Origin of the sequence: Streptomyces sp. NPDC048566 (assembly GCF_043199735.1) — a bacterium.
Classification (GTDB): Bacteria; Actinomycetota; Actinomycetes; order Streptomycetales; family Streptomycetaceae; genus Streptomyces.
The window spans coordinates 56286-69491 of the sequence record NZ_JBICWL010000022.1 but is presented as its reverse complement, the minus strand read 5'-3'; the positions used below and the strand labels follow the sequence as shown (position 1 = coordinate 69491).

Here is a 13206-nt window from a genome sequence, read left to right as displayed (position 1 = left end):
CCGGGGTTTTCGTCGCGTGCCGCGACTGCCGTATCTTCGCCCGCCCGATCGTCGGATTCCTTGGTGATCACTGTTTCGGAGTGCCGCGTTGGCTGAGAGACTGCTGCGATGGCTGATCGTTCGTTCAGTGACGTCTCGCTCGCCGCCCTGTACGACCAGCTCAACCCATGGGGGCCCGGCGACGACTTCTATCTGGACCTGGTGATGTCCGCGCGGTCCGTGCTCGATGTCGGGTGCGGGACGGGGCGGCTGTTGGCGAGAGCCCGGGAGGCCGGGCACGGGGGCCGGCTGTGCGGGCTCGATCCCGCGGCGGCGATGCTGGTGCAGGCGCGCCGGCGGGCGCCGGCCGAGTGGGTGCTCGGGGATCTCGGATCGGCGCGCTGGGAAGGGGAGTTCGACCTCGTGGTGATGACGGGGCACGCGTTCCAGGTGCTGCTCGGTGACGAGCAGGTACGCGCCGCGCTCGCGGGCGTGCGCCGGGCCCTCGCCGACGGAGGCCGGTTCGCCTTCGAGACGCGCAACCCGGCGGTCCGGCCCTGGGAGTCGTGGACGCCGGACCGGGCGCGCGCGGTGCGGGACGCGGACGGGGACGCCGTTCGGGTCAGTCACCGGGTCGAGGCTCCGGTGCTCGGCGACCGGGTGACGTTCAGCGAGACCTTCGAGCATCCGGGCTGGGAGCGGCCCCGCGTCAGCCGGAGCACCCTGCGGTTCCTGGGAGCGGACGCCCTGCGCCGGTTCCTGGGCTCCGCCGGGTTCACCGTGCAGGAGCAGTACGGGGACTGGGCCCGGGGCCCGCTGTCGGCCACCTCCCCCGAGATCATCACCGTGGCGGTCACCGCCTGAGCGGGGCGCGGGGGTGGGTCCGGCCGGACGGCCGGACCCACCCCCGTGCCCCTCCCGCCCGCCGCTACTCGGCGGGTTCGCCCTCGGCCTTCTCCAGCGCCGCGAGCGCCGGGTCGAGCACGATGTCCCCGCTGCGGGCCTCGACCGTGGGGTCCTCGGGGAAGTGGCAGGCCGTCAAGTGGCCGTCGGCGTTGCCGTCCAGCCGGACCAGCGGGGGCTGCTCCCGGGCGCACTTGTCCTGCGCCTTCCAGCAGCGGGTGCGGAACCGGCAGCCCGACGGCGGGGAGACGGGGGACGGCACGTCGCCCGCCAGCCTGATCCGCTCGCGCCGCTGCTCGCCCGTCGGCTCCAGTTCCACCTCGGGCACGGCGGACAGCAGGGCGTGCGTGTAGGGGTGCCGGGGGCGCGTGTAGATCGAGTCCCGGTCGCCGACCTCGATCACCTTGCCGAGGTACATGACGGCGACGCGCTGCGAGAAGTGCCGGACCACCGCGAGGTCGTGGGCGATGAAGAGGAAAGCGATGCCCAGGTCCCGCTGCACCTCCTGGAGCAGGTTGACGACCTGCGCCTGGATGGAGACGTCGAGCGCCGAGACCGGCTCGTCCGCCACGATCAGCTTCGGTTCCAGGGCGAGCGCGCGGGCGACGCCGATGCGCTGGCGCTGGCCGCCGGAGAACTCGTGCGGGAAGCGGTTGAAGTGCTCGGGGTTGAGCCCCACCGTCTCCAGCAGTTCACGGACCCGCTTCTCCCGGCCACCGGGCGGGTTGATCCCGTTGACCTCCATCGGACCGGAGATGATCTTGCCGACCGTCTGCCGCGGGTTCAGCGACGAGTACGGGTCCTGGAAGATCATCTGGATCTCGGAGCGGACCGGCGCCAACTGTCTGCGGCCGGCGTGGCTGATGTCCTGGCCGCGATAGCTGATCCTGCCGGAGGTGGGCTCCAGCAGGCGCGTGATCAGCCGTCCCGTCGTCGACTTGCCGCAGCCGGACTCGCCGACCAGGCCGAAGCTCTCACCGGCGTTCACGGTGAGGTCGATGCCGTCGACGGCCTGCACCGCGCCGATGGTGCGCCGGATCGGGAAGCCGCCCTTGACGGGGAAGTGCTTGACCAGGTTCTCCACGACCAGCAGCGGCTCGCCGGAACCGCCGTCGGCGGCGGGGCGCGGAGCGGGCAGCGTGGCATCACCCGTCGGGACGTCCTTCGCGACGTCTTCCTTCATGACGCTGTTCTCCCTACCGCAGCCGGGGCTTGATCTGCTCGATGAAAATGTCCCGCTTCTGCTCGGCCGTGAGGTGGCAGGCGCCGCCCCGGCCCGCCGGCAGCAGCGGAGGTTCGTCCACGCAGCGGGCGCCCCCCACCTCGTGCTGGAAGGCGCACCGGGGGTGGAACCGGCACCCGGACGGCGGCTTCAGCAGGGACGGCGGCGCGCCGGGGATCGGCGCCAGCGGCGCGTCGAGGTCGGAGTCCAGGCGCGGCATCGAGTTCAACAGGCCCCAGGTGTAGGGGTGCTGGGGTGAGCGGAGCACCTCGTCCGTGGTGCCGCGCTCCACCGCTCCGCCCGCGTACATCACCATGATGTCGTCGGCCATGTCGGCGATGACGCCGAGGTCGTGGGTGATGAAGACGATGGCCGAGCCGAACTCCTGCTGGAGGTCCTTCAGCAGGTCGAGGATCTGGGCCTGCACGGTGACGTCGAGGGCGGTGGTGGGCTCGTCCGCGATCAGGAGGTCGGGGTCGCAGACCAGGGCCATCGCGATCATCGCGCGCTGGCGCATGCCGCCGGAGAACTGGTGCGGGTAGTCCTTCGCCCGTGCCCGGGGGTTCGGGATGCCCACCTTGCCCAGCATCTCCACGGCCCGCTCCCAGGCCGCCTTCTTCGACGCCCCGGTGTGCTTCATGAACGGCTCGGCGATCTGCCGGCCCACCGTGTAGTAAGGGGACAGGGCCGTCAGCGGGTCCTGGAAGATCATCGCGGCCTTGTTGCCGCGGACCTTCTCCAACTCCGGCTCGCGCGCGGTGATGAGTTCCTGCCCGTCGAGCAGGATCTCGCCCTCGACGGTGGTGAACATCGGGTTGTGCAGGCCGAGGATGGTCAGGTTGGTCACCGACTTGCCGGAGCCGGACTCGCCCACGATGCCGAGCGTCCTGCCGCGTTCGAGGTCGAAGGAGAGGCCGTTGACGGCCTGGACGACACCGTCCTCCGTCTTGAACCGGACGTGCAGGTCACGCACCGAGAGGAAGGCGCCCGGGTCCGCCGGCACCCCGGCGGCGGATTCCTTGGTCGAAGTGGTCACGGAAATGCTCCTAGGACAGCCGCACGCGCGGGTCGATGAAGGCGTAGCAGGCATCCACGATGATGTTGAACAGCAGGATCATGGCGGCGGAGAAGAGCATCACGCCCAGCAGCAGCGGGAGGTCGCTGAAGGAGACGGCCTGGACGGCGAGCTGGCCGAGGCCCGGCAGGCTGAAGGTGTACTCGGTGATGATCGCGCCGCCCAGCAGCGAGCCGAGGTCGATGCCGAAGATGGTGACGATGGGGATGAGGGAGCCGCGCCAGGCGTAGCGGAAGAAGACGTACTTCCGGGACATGCCCTTCGCCCGCGCCGTGCGCACGTGCTCCTCCTGGAGCTGCTCGATCATCGACGAGCGCGCCATACGGGTGTACTGCGAGGCGAAGATGGTGGAGAGGATGACCCACGGGATGATCAGGCCGGTGAACCAGCTGACCGGGCCGGCGGTGAAGTCGTTGTAGGCGGGCTTGGAGAAGAGGTGGCTCTGGTACACCAGGGCGGCCAGTGCCAGCGGACCGAGGAAGTAGATCTGCATGGAGCTGAGCACCATCGCCCCGGCCGTCACGGTCTTGTCGAACAGGGTGCCCCGCTTCCACGCGGAGAACATGCCCGTGCCCAGGCCGACGAAGAGGAAGATGACGGCCGCGCCCAGCGTGAGCGAGACGGTGGTGGGCAGCCGGTCCATGAGGGTGCCCCAGACCTGCTCGTTGGTGTGGTACGAGTACCCGAAGCAGGGGGTGGGGCAGGGCCCTTGGGCGAAGTCGTTGCTGCCCAGCACCAGGTTGTGCAGGAAGATCCAGTACTGCTCGGGGATCGACTTGTCGAGTCCGAGCACGTGATGGATGTTCTCCAGGTTGGCGGGCGTGCATGTCTTGCCGCACATCAGCAGCCCGGGGTCCCTCGGCATCCCGAAGAACAGCAGGAACGCGACGATACTCAGCAGGAACAGGATGACGACGGCGCCGAGTGAGCGGCGAATGAGGAAGCGCAGCATGACAGGGGCAGCTCTCAGACGTCAGCGGGGCCCGGCGGGGCCCGGTGCGAGCGCTTCTCGAGCGGCAGGCGCACCGGGCCCCGTCAGGGCGACGGTTACTTGACGAACAGGCGACGCGGGTCGACGCCACCGATCACGTCGTCGTAGACCAGGCCGCCGACCTTGGAGCCGGCGATCTGGGTCTGCTTGTAGTACCCGGTCGGGACGACGTTGACGACGTCCTTGACGAGGTACTGGTCGACCTTCTCCCACTCGGCCGCAGCCTTGACCGGGTCGGTGATCTTGTTGATGCGGTCGATGTCGGCGTTGACCTTGGGGTCGTTGACCTGCGAGTAGTTCTGCGCACCGTCGGCGATGCCGCGGCCGTCGTACAGCGGCGGGATCACGGTCGAGGCGGACGGCCAGTCGGCACCCCACGCGGTGTGGAAGATGTCGTAGTTGTTGTCCAATTTGCTGACCTGGTCGTAGTACGTCTCGGCCGGGATCTCCTGGCGCTGGACGTCGAAGCCGGCCTTCTTCAGGCCCGCGGCCATGGCGGTGGAGTACTGCTGGCCCTCGGGGGTGTTGAGGTAGCCGAAGGTCAGCTTCATGCCCACCTTGCCCGCTTCCTTCAGCAGGGCCTTGGCCTTCTCCGGGTCACCGGCCGGCTTCTTGCGCTTGCCGAACGGGTCGAAGGAGGCGTCGTAGCCGCTGACGGTCGGGCTGATGAGGCCGCCGGCGACCTCCATCGCGTCGTTGCCGCCGTAGGCCCGCACGAACGGGGTGATGGGCAGCGCGTAGGCGATGGCCTCGCGGATCTTCTTGTCCTTGAGGGCCGGGTGGCTCAGGTTGATGTTCATCTGACCGACGTACGGCTGGAAGCCGCTGACGGTGCGGGACTTCATCTTCGGGTCCTTGAGGACCTTGGAGAGGTTGCCCGCGTCGACCTGGTTGTTGAAGCTGATGCCGGCCTGGTCAGCGCCCGAGTCGGCGAGCAGGGTCTTGGTGGACGTCTCGAACTGCTGGTTGAAGGTGAAGTTGAACCGGTCCACGTACTGGTGGCGGATCGGGTCGGTCTTCGCGTCCCAGTTGGTGTTCTTGACGAGGACCATCGACTTGCCGGACTTGAACGACTGGATCTTGTACGGGCCGGTCGCCACGGGCGCCCGGTCGTACTTCTCCTTGGTGTCGCCCTTCTCGGAGACGATCGCGTAGCCCGCCATGGCGAGGGCGTACGGGAGGTCGGGGTGCGGCGTCTTGAACTTGAAGACGATGGTCTTGTCGTCCGGCGTCTGCAGGATGCTCTCCGGCAGGTGCTTGCCCTTGAACGGGCCGTCCTTCAGGAGCTTGCGGTAGTCCGCGCCCGGGGTGTCCGCCAGCCACTGCTGGATGTAGGGCGGGCCCTGGTTGATGAACGGCGCGAAGAGGCGCTCCATGGTGTGGCGGACGTCCTTGGACGTGATCGCCGAACCGTCCTCGAACTTGATGCCGTCCTTGAGGGTGTACTTCCAGGTCTTGCCGCCGTCCGTCGTGGTGCCGGAGTCGGTGGCGAGGTCGCCGACGACCTCGTGTTGGCGACCGTCGTTGCTCGTGGCCTTGTAGCCGGTGAGGCCGCGGTGGAGCAGCGTGGCGAGCGAGCCCTCGTCGGAGACGTAGATCTGCGCCGGGTCCAGGTGCGCGTAGCTGTCGCGCTGGAGGACCTCCATGGTGCCGCCGCTCTTGGCGCCGGGGACCTCGGCCGCGGGGCCGGTGGAGTCGGCGGCGTCGCCGAACTTGATCGACGCCTGCTGGCGCTGCGCGTTCTCCTTGTCCTTCTTGCCGTCGTCCTTGCTGTCGCTGCCGCCCTTGCTGCAACCGGTGAGCACGAGAGCTCCCGCCGCGAGCACGGAGATTGCGGCGTATGTGTGGCGTCCGCCCCTACTCATCACTCAGATTCCTACCCATCTGTGTATCACCAGTGCGAACAAGTGCACCTGCGGTGCTGGTGAGTCGCTGCCGTCGGACCAGTGAAGTGCCGTTGAGGTGCTGTGGAATTGCCGTTCGAGATCGGGGCGAAGGCGCCCACAACTCATGGGTCAGCGAGCCGTCTTGGGATCGAAGGCGTCCCTGACCGAATCCCCGAGCAGGTTGAACGCGACGACGAAGACGATCATCGAGACGCCCGGGAAGAACATGTAGGTGATGTCGTTCTGCAGCACGAGTTCCGTCGAGGCCTTGGCGAACATCTGCCCCCAGTCGGGCGTCGGCTCGACGATGCCGACGCCGAGGAAGGACAGACCGGCCTCGATCGTCACGAAGTTCGGGAGCAGGTAGGTGGCCTGCACCAGCAGCGGTGTCACCACGTTGGGCAGCACCTCCTTGCGGATGATCCGCCAGGGGGGTGCCCCGCTCACCTTGGCCGCTTCGATGAACTCCCGTTCACGCAGGGCCAGTGCGGTGCCCCGCAGGATGCGGGCGAGGCTCATCCAGCCGAGCACCCACTGGACGGCGATCAGTGCCACCACCCGGACGTAGGTCGGCGTCTCGTCGCGCGGGCTCACGAAGAGCGAGACCACGACGGGCATGCTCGCGATGAAGAAGAGCTGCGAGGGGAAGGCCAGCAGGAAGTCGATGACCCGGCTGATGCCGTAGTCGACCTTGCCGCCCACGTATCCGGCGGTGACGCCCAGCAGGATGCCGGTGATCACGACGGCGATCGTCACCGCCACGGAGATCATCAGCGAGGTCCTGATGCCGTAGATCAGCTTCGTGAAGACGTCGTAGCCGTTGCCCGGTTCCAGTCCGAACCAGAACTCCCCGCTCATACCGCCGTTGGGCTGCACCGGCACGCCCGCGCTGTCGAACAGCTCGGGACGCTCGTCGGCGTACACCGTGTACGGATTCTTGCCGTACAGCTTGCCGATCAGCGGGGCGCAGAGGCCGATCAGGAAGAAGAACCCCACGACGTAGGCGGAGATGACCCCCGAGCGGTCCCGCTTGAAGCGGAGCCACATCAACTGGCCGGGAGACCGGCCGACGGGCTGCTCGGCCTCGGATCGCGTGTCCGTGGCCTTCCCGTCGTCCACGGCGACCGGTCCAGCGCCGTCCTCAGTCTCGATAGGACTCGTCACAATTCGCCCATTCCGCAAGTGTGGGTGTGCCGTACCCGGACGCGGCCGGCCCGTGAGAGCGGACGAGGCTGCGCCGAGTCGGCGGCCGTCACCCGATGTGCCCGGCCGCCGTTCGGTGGAGAGGAGACGTCAAATGCCCGGCGGTCGACCGGAATTCCCAGTCGGACGCGCGTAGGTGGAACCACATCGGGGTCCGCCGCCACAAGCGGGAAACCGGGTGGTGCTCAGCGACGCACCGGGCCGGGCCAGTGCCCGGGCCGCCGCGTCAGCAGACGCGGGCACAGAGCCGTGGCCGGGGCTGCGCCTCGTCGCGGATCGCGGGGGACGTCGTGACCCACATGGCGCCGGTGACACCGCACATGGGTACCTCCTCAAGACTCAACCGTTGCACGGACAAGAGGGGCACTTCCGATCTCCGCCACCCCTGACGGAGGATCAGGCACCCCACTGTGCTCGTGAGTCGGCACTGTCCCCACAGCGCTTGACCCATTGACCCGAGCGTTACGCGGCTAACTATCTGACATGAGCCAGATAACCGACCACAGCCTTTAGGTCTCGGTTCCATCACAGCTGCCGCGTACATCTTCCAAAATCTGGACAAAATGATCCGCCGGAGAAGCCCCCGAAACGGACGTGTTACATGCGTATCGGTCGAGCAGCTCCGCATTTCGGACATGGAAGGGCGGAAAACGGGTTGCGAAAAGCCCGGGTGCCCCCATGCTGGGGGCACCCGGGCTCGGTTGCCGGTGGACCGGCCCGCCGCGGCGGGACGATCAGCCCGGCCCGGCCGGCCGCTTCAGCGGCGGCACGGACGCGGGACGGGGCGGTGCGGAGCGGCGGATCAGCCGTGCTTGGCGCGGCTCGCGGACCGGCCGCGCTCCTTCTGGTCCAGGACGACCTTGCGGATGCGAATGGCCTCCGGGGTCACCTCGACGCACTCGTCGTCGCGGCAGAACTCCAGCGACTGCTCCAGCGAGAGCTTGCGCGGCGGGACGATCGCCTCGAACGTGTCGGCCGACGAGGACCGCATGTTCGTGAGCTTCTTCTCCTTGGTGATGTTCACGTCCATGTCGTCGGAGCGCGAGTTCTCGCCGACGATCATGCCCTCGTACACCTCGGTGCCGGGGTCGGTGAACAGCACGCCGCGCTCCTGGAGGTTCGTCATCGCGAACGCGGTGACGGCGCCGGAGCGGTCGGCGACGAGCGAGCCGTTGTTACGGGTCGTCAGCGTGCCGAACCACGGCTCGTGGCCCTCGTGGATCGAGTGGGCGATGCCGGTGCCGCGCGTGCCGGTCAGGAACTCCGTGCGGAAGCCGATCAGGCCGCGGGACGGGACGACGAACTCCAGGCGGACCCAGCCGGAGCCGTGGTTGGACATGTTGTCCATCCGGCCCTTGCGGACGCCCATGAGCTGCGTGACCGCGCCCATGTGCTCCTCGGGGACGTCGATCGTCATGCGCTCGACCGGCTCGTGCACCTTGCCGTCGATGACCTGGGTGACGACCTGCGGCTTGCCGATGGTCAGCTCGAAGCCCTCGCGGCGCATCTGCTCCACCAGGATGGCGAGCGCCAGCTCACCACGGCCCTGGACCTCCCAGGCGTCCGGCCGCTCGGTGTCGAGCACCCGCAGCGAGACGTTGCCGATCAGCTCCCGGTCGAGGCGGTCCTTGACCTGGCGGGCGGTGACCTTGCGGTCCTTGACCGCGGCCTTGGCGTCCGCGCCCTTGCCCGTGCCGCCGCGGCCGACCAGCGGCGAGGTGTTCGTGCCGATGGTCATGGAGATCGCCGGCTCGTCGACCGTGATGAGCGGCAGCGCGATCGGGTTCTCGGTGTCGGCGAGCGTCTCGCCGATCATGATGTCCGGGATGCCCGCGACGGCGCAGATGTCACCGGGGCCGGCCATCTCGGCGGGCTTGCGGGTGAGCGCCTCGGTCATCAGCAGCTCGGTGATGCGGACGTTCGACATCGAACCGTCGCGCTTGATCCAGGTGACCGTCTGGCCCTTGCGCAGCTCGCCCTGCTCGACGCGGAGCAGCGCGATGCGGCCGAGGAAGTTGTCGGCGTCCAGGTTGGTGACGTGGGCCTGGAGCGGGGCGGCCTCGTCGTAGGAGGGGGCCGGGACGTGCTCCAGGATGGTGGAGAAGAACGGCTCCAGGTTGTCGCTGTCGGCCGGGACGGTGCCGTCCTCCGGCTTGGTCAGCGAGGCCACGCCGTCGCGCGCGCACGCGTAGACGATGGGGAACTCGATCTGGTCCTCGTCCGCGTCCAGGTCGAGGAAGAGGTCGTACGCCTCGTTCACGACCTCGTCGATGCGCGAGTCCGGGCGGTCCGTCTTGTTGATGCACAGGATGACGGGCAGCTTGGCCTGCAGCGCCTTGCGCAGCACGAAGCGGGTCTGCGGCAGCGGGCCCTCGGAGGCGTCGACGAGCAGGACGACGGCGTCGACCATCGACAGGCCGCGCTCGACCTCGCCGCCGAAGTCGGCGTGGCCGGGGGTGTCGATGATGTTGATCGTGATGGCGTCGCCGCCATCCTTCGGGTGGTACTTGACGGCCGTGTTCTTGGCCAGGATCGTGATGCCCTTCTCACGTTCCAGGTCGTTCGAGTCCATCATGCGGTCGTCGAGCGACTCGGCGGCGTGCGCGGCGAAGGCACCGGCCTGCTTGAGCATGGCGTCGACCAGGGTGGTCTTGCCGTGGTCGACGTGGGCGACGATGGCGACGTTGCGGATGTCGTGGCGCGTGGCCATATTGAGGCGCTTCTCCCGGGGTGAGTGGACGGCCTGCGCGTACGTCAGTGCTACGCGGACCCTGCCGGGCTGGACACGCCACGGCCTTACCCCATGGTACGTGGCCCTGGCGGAGGCAACCTCCGCAGGGCCACGGGGGACGGCACCGCGCGGGCCCGCCACCCGGCGGACCCGCGCGGTTCAGCCGCAGGTCATCCCGTCTTCGACGCGCTCGGACCGGGCTGCCCGCCCTTCTTCAGGAAGCCCATGTCCTCGTACACCGGGGTCTGGAAACCGAAGGCTCCGGCGTTGGCGAGAGTGCGGCGCACGGCGGTCAGCTGGGGGCGCTGGTAGAGGGGGATGGAACCGGCCGCGGCCCAGATGCGGGCGTCGGCCTTGCGGACCAGCGAGCGCTCCTCGCCCTCGTCCAGGGTGGACAGTGCCTGGTCGAACAGCTGGTCGACCCGGTCGGTGCCGACCCGCGTGTAGTTCTGCTCCACGCTCAGCGACCCGTCGGCCGCCGGGACGGGCTTGGCGTAGATCGGGCGGGCGTCGGTGGCCGGGAAGGCGGACCCGGGCCAGGAGTAGAGCGCCAGGTCGTACTGGCCCGAGGCGATGTGGTCCTTGAAGTAGCTCGCGTCCGAGACCTTCGTGATGTCCGTGCGGATGCCGATGCGCTGGAGCATCTGCGCGATCTTGTCGGCGACGGCGCGCAGCGACTCCGACCCCTGTCCGGAGGGCAGGACGAAGCGGAGGGTCAGCGCCTTGCCGTCCTTGGCGAGCGCGCCGGACGCGGCGCCCGCGGGGGCGGCCGTGCCCTTGGGCGCGTACGCCCCGGGGGCGCCGCCCTGCCGGGCGTACTGCTTGCCGGCCTGCTGCTCGTCGGCCTGGATGCCCGACTGCGCGCCGGTCCGTTCGTGGGCGCTCGTGTGGTCCCGGGGGTCCCGGTGCAGCTCCCGCTCGGCCTCGGCGGGCTTGTTGTCCTCGCCGACGATGTACGTGCCGTCGTCGCCCGAGCTGTCGTCCGTGTCGGCCTTCTTTCCCTTGGAGCCGGCCGCCTTCTCCGTCTTCTTCTGCTCGGTGACCGGCCCGCCGGGCACCCAGCCGGCGTCCGCGAGCAGGGCCCGCGCCTCGGCGGTGTCCTGGTCGCCGAGCGCGCCGCTGCTGTCGGCGTAGGCGTCCTGGCCCGCGAGCGCGAGGTGGCTGCCGACCGGCTCCGCGGGCAGGCCGAGGGGCTTGAGGACCGTCTTGGCCAGCTCCTTGCGGTCCAGTGCGCGGGCCACGGCGCGGCGGACCCGCTCGTCGGCCAGGGGGCCCTCGGAGCCGTTCAGGGCGAGCTGGGTGTAGGCGGGTTCGAGGGACCTGCGCACCTCGAACGCGCTCAGGGCCGCCTGCCGCTCCGCCGCCTTCGCCGTGCCGCCGCCGGCGCCGGTGGTGTCCTTCTCCTCGCCGTCCGAGGACTCCTCGCTGCCGCTCTTGGCGTCGTCCCCGTCCCCGTAGTCCTCGCCTCCGCCCGCCTTCCCACCGGAGTCGCCCTTCCCGCCCTTGCCGGCCTTCCCGCCGCCCGGCGTGGCCTGCGCCGAGCCCGTGGCCGAGGCGCTGCCCTGGGGCCCGGACCGGCCGTGGGCGGCGGTGATGCGCTCGGCGTCCGCGGGGTCGACCTCGGCCATGTCGAGCTTGCCGGCGGCGAGCGCGGCGGCCCGCTCGTCCCGGGCGACGGCGACCAGGTCGATCTCGGACAGCTTGGTGGGGCTGCCCCACCAGCGCGGGTTGCGGGTGAGCCGCACCTCGCCGCCCTTGACGTCGACCTTCTTCACCGCGAAGGGCCCGGCGGAGATCTTGAGCTTGCGGCGGGCGCCGTCGTTGAAGGAGTCCGCGGTGCCCATGACGCTCTTCGGGTACAGCGGCGAGAACAGCGACTTCCAGTCGGCGTAGGGCCGCGCGAACGTGACGCGGACCTCCAGGTCGTTCTTGCCCCGCTCGATCTTCTCGATGCGGTCGTAGCCCGCGTTGCGGGCCGTCCAGTAGGCCGAGTCCTTGCCGGACAGGGCACGCCACTGGGCGGCGAAGTCGGCGGCGCCGATCTCGCGCCCGTCGCTCCAGACGGCCTGCTGGTTGAGCTTGTAGAGCACGACCTGCTTGGGCTCGGTGTCGACGACCTTGGCCGACTCCAGGTAGTCGGGGTTGATCTGCGGGCGGCCGTTCGCGTCGATCCGGTACATCGACGGCAGGACGGCGCCCGCGACCCGGCTGGTGGCGGCGTCCGCGTCCGCCTGGAAGGTGTTCAGCGTCTGCGGTACCGCGTCCACCGCCCAGCGCAGGGTGCCGCCGTCGGAGACCCGGGCCCGGGACGCGGGGGCGATGTCCTGCGCGGCCGCCGGCCGGTTCGCCTCCTCGTCCGCGCTGCACGCGGAGAGGGCGGGTACCGCGAGCGCGCCCGCGGTGAGGAATGCGGCCGAGCGCATCACCGCGCGCAGTCCGACGCCGTCGTGGGACATCACTGCAACCTCCGGGGGACGCTCCGCTGTCTGGGGCATGTGGCGCTTCTGATCACGATTGGGCTTATTTATTGCTGATCAGATCTATGCGCCCACTGAAGGCCGCCTCGGGCGGGAAGGGCGGGCGACACGGCGACAGCGGCACGGAACCCCACCCGTGCGGCGCAACGCCGGCGACGCGACCCCGGGGAACGCCCGTCCCGCGGAGCACCGGTCCGGCACCCCGGAGAGCCGGGCGCGCGGAGTACGAGTGGGGCGTGCGGGGTCTCTACGCGCGCCGGGGGGAGTGTCGCGGCGCGAGCGGCGCGATGCGCACCGTCCGAGCGGTCAATCCGTGCACACGCCTTCACACGGGTGTGTGTGACGCGCAACACTCGCAGGCGCATGAACGTTGCCGCCTGGGGCCGCGAGGCCCACGGAAGTGAGGGCAAGTCATGTCCGTGCACGACGACCTGACATCGGTCCAGCGCTGCCTCGACGATCTGCAGCGGTCGGTACGCCGCCTGGAACAGCACATCGGCACCGGACTGGAGATGCGCCGCGTCCGCGCCGACGCCGACCACCTGCGCGAGAGCGTCGCGCTGCTGCGCGAGGCGAACACCGGGCCACCCGCCGCGCCCGGCCCCCCGGGCCCGGGGTCCGCGCCGCGGCCCGACCTGGTGGCGATCCCCGACACCCCCTACGACAGCTCGCTGTGGACCGACTCCGACGACGAGGGGCTCGGCTCGCACCACGGTCCCACCCACTGAGCGCCCTCGAC

Annotated in this window: 9 protein-coding genes; 2 read left to right on the top strand and 7 right to left on the bottom strand. The window is 69.7% G+C overall.

All coding sequences use genetic code 11. The annotated features are described in order from the left end of the window. The first annotated feature begins 108 nt into the window (after positions 1-108). Positions 109-843, top strand: coding sequence for a class I SAM-dependent methyltransferase (locus tag ACGFS9_RS26230; protein ID WP_393256653.1), 735 nt, complete (start codon positions 109-111; stop codon positions 841-843). A gap of 64 nt (positions 844-907) precedes the next feature. Here the strand turns inward: ACGFS9_RS26230 and ACGFS9_RS26225 are convergent, their stop codons facing one another. From ACGFS9_RS26225 to ACGFS9_RS26195, 7 genes are all read right to left on the bottom strand, one after another. Continuing rightward, positions 908-2065, bottom strand: coding sequence for an ABC transporter ATP-binding protein (locus tag ACGFS9_RS26225; RefSeq protein ID WP_393256652.1), 1158 nt, complete (start codon positions 2063-2065; stop codon positions 908-910). 13 nt (positions 2066-2078) lie between these two features. After that, positions 2079-3140: an ABC transporter ATP-binding protein gene (locus tag ACGFS9_RS26220; protein WP_393256651.1), complete on the bottom strand. Its 1062-nt coding sequence runs from the start codon at positions 3138-3140 to the stop codon at positions 2079-2081. Between the two features lie 10 nt (positions 3141-3150). Then, positions 3151-4131 (bottom strand): ABC transporter permease, encoded by a 981-nt coding sequence (locus ACGFS9_RS26215; RefSeq protein WP_393256650.1) that lies wholly within the window; start codon positions 4129-4131, stop codon positions 3151-3153. A gap of 95 nt (positions 4132-4226) precedes the next feature. Beyond that, complete coding sequence (locus ACGFS9_RS26210; RefSeq protein WP_393256649.1) at positions 4227-6035, bottom strand: ABC transporter substrate-binding protein; 1809 nt, start codon at positions 6033-6035, stop codon at positions 4227-4229. A gap of 150 nt (positions 6036-6185) precedes the next feature. Beyond that, positions 6186-7220 (bottom strand): ABC transporter permease, encoded by a 1035-nt coding sequence (locus ACGFS9_RS26205; RefSeq protein WP_393256648.1) that lies wholly within the window; start codon positions 7218-7220, stop codon positions 6186-6188. 841 nt (positions 7221-8061) lie between these two features. Then, a complete protein-coding gene (gene typA / locus ACGFS9_RS26200) occupies positions 8062-9969 on the bottom strand; it encodes a translational GTPase TypA (protein ID WP_393256647.1) in 1908 nt (635 codons plus the stop codon). Positions 9970-10160: 191 nt separating this feature from the next. Then, complete coding sequence (locus ACGFS9_RS26195; RefSeq protein ID WP_393256683.1) at positions 10161-12446, bottom strand: ABC transporter family substrate-binding protein; 2286 nt, start codon at positions 12444-12446, stop codon at positions 10161-10163. Between the two features lie 434 nt (positions 12447-12880). On the opposite strand from ACGFS9_RS26195, the gene ACGFS9_RS26190 reads away from it, so the two are divergent. Then, positions 12881-13195, top strand: a complete 315-nt coding sequence (locus ACGFS9_RS26190) for a hypothetical protein (RefSeq protein ID WP_393256646.1) — start codon at positions 12881-12883, stop codon at positions 13193-13195. The last annotated feature ends 11 nt before the right edge of the window (positions 13196-13206 follow it).

Excerpts from the sequence above, each read along its gene's own strand:
- ACGFS9_RS26230 (WP_393256653.1), top strand. The coding sequence starts at position 109 with ATGGCTGATCGTTCGTTCAGTGACGTCTCGCTCGCCGCCCTGTACGAC.
- ACGFS9_RS26225 (WP_393256652.1), bottom strand. The coding sequence starts at position 2,065 with ATGAAGGAAGACGTCGCGAAGGACGTCCCGACGGGTGATGCCACGCTG.
- ACGFS9_RS26215 (WP_393256650.1), bottom strand. The coding sequence starts at position 4,131 with ATGCTGCGCTTCCTCATTCGCCGCTCACTCGGCGCCGTCGTCATCCTG.
- ACGFS9_RS26210 (WP_393256649.1), bottom strand. The coding sequence starts at position 6,035 with ATGAGTAGGGGCGGACGCCACACATACGCCGCAATCTCCGTGCTCGCG.
- typA (WP_393256647.1), bottom strand. The coding sequence starts at position 9,969 with ATGGCCACGCGCCACGACATCCGCAACGTCGCCATCGTCGCCCACGTC.
- ACGFS9_RS26195 (WP_393256683.1), bottom strand. The coding sequence starts at position 12,446 with ATGTCCCACGACGGCGTCGGACTGCGCGCGGTGATGCGCTCGGCCGCA.
- ACGFS9_RS26190 (WP_393256646.1), top strand. The coding sequence starts at position 12,881 with ATGTCCGTGCACGACGACCTGACATCGGTCCAGCGCTGCCTCGACGAT.